The 1002-nt window shown below is 69.6% G+C and carries 1 protein-coding gene and 1 pseudogene; both read left to right on the top strand.

All coding sequences use genetic code 11. The annotated features are described in order from the left end of the window. A pseudogene (locus B2X67_RS13730) lies at positions 1 to 481 on the top strand (potassium-transporting ATPase subunit B); the annotation flags it as partial. 139 nt (positions 482 to 620) lie between these two features. Next, positions 621 to 1002, top strand: a 382-nt coding sequence (locus B2X67_RS13725) for a potassium-transporting ATPase subunit C (RefSeq protein ID WP_286785840.1), incomplete at its 3' end; no start/stop codon positions are given.

Genomic DNA, 1002 nt, shown 5'->3' with positions numbered 1-1002 from the left:
GCCGGCGCTGGCCCAGGCCGACGTCGGCATGGCGATGAACGACGGTACCCAGGCCGCGCGCGAGGCAGCCAACCTGGTCGACCTGGACTCGGACCCGACCAAGCTGCTCGACGTGGTGCGGGTCGGCAAGGAGCTGCTGGTCACCCGCGGCGCGCTGACCACCTTCTCGGTGGCCAACGACGTCGCCAAGTACTTCGCCATCCTGCCGGCGCTGTTCAGCGGCCTCTATCCGCAGCTCGGCCTGCTCAACCTGATGCAGCTGCACAGCCCGCAGAGCGCGATCCTCTCGGCCATCGTGTTCAACGCGCTGATCATCGTCGCGCTGATCCCCCTGGCGCTGCGCGGCGTGCGCGTGCAGGCCGCCGACGCGGCCAGCCTGCTGCGGCGCAACCTACTGATCTACGGGCTCGGCGGTCTGATCGCGCCGTTCCTCGGGATCAAGGCGCTCGACCTGCTGCTGACGGCCATGGGACTGGCATGACGCGAACGCAGGTTGGCTTGAGCGTAGCGATGCGCCGGTGATGGGGTCGCTGCGCTCAATCCCTCCTACGACGCTGGTGTAAGGCTTTTACCCCCTCTGCCTTTGGGAGAGGGAATCGTCAATGAATCCGGAGAACCCCATGCTCACGCACATCCGCCCCGCCGTTACCCTGCTGGCGCTGCTGACCCTGATCACCGGCGTCGCCTATCCGCTGGCCGTCACCGCCGTCGCGCAACTGGCGTTTCCCGAGCAGGCCAACGGCAGCCTGATCCGCGACGCCGCCGGCGACGTGCGCGGCAGCCGTCTGCTGGCGCAGCCCTTCGACGGTGCCGAATGGTTCCAGCCACGCCCTTCGGCCGGCGCCTTCTCCACCGTTGCCAGCGCCGCCAGCAACCTCTCGGCGAGCAACCCGGCGCTACGCCAGCGGATCGCCGCCGACGCCGCGCACCTGCACGGCGAAGCGCCCGGCGCCGTGCCGATGGCCCTGGTCACCACCTCGGGCAGCGGCCTGGAGATCGGAA

The sequence above is a fragment of the Pseudomonas sp. UBA3153 genome (assembly GCF_002364635.1).
GTDB lineage: Bacteria > Pseudomonadota > Gammaproteobacteria > Pseudomonadales > Pseudomonadaceae > Pseudomonas_O > Pseudomonas_O kuykendallii.
This window is presented reverse-complemented; position numbering and strand designations above follow the sequence as displayed.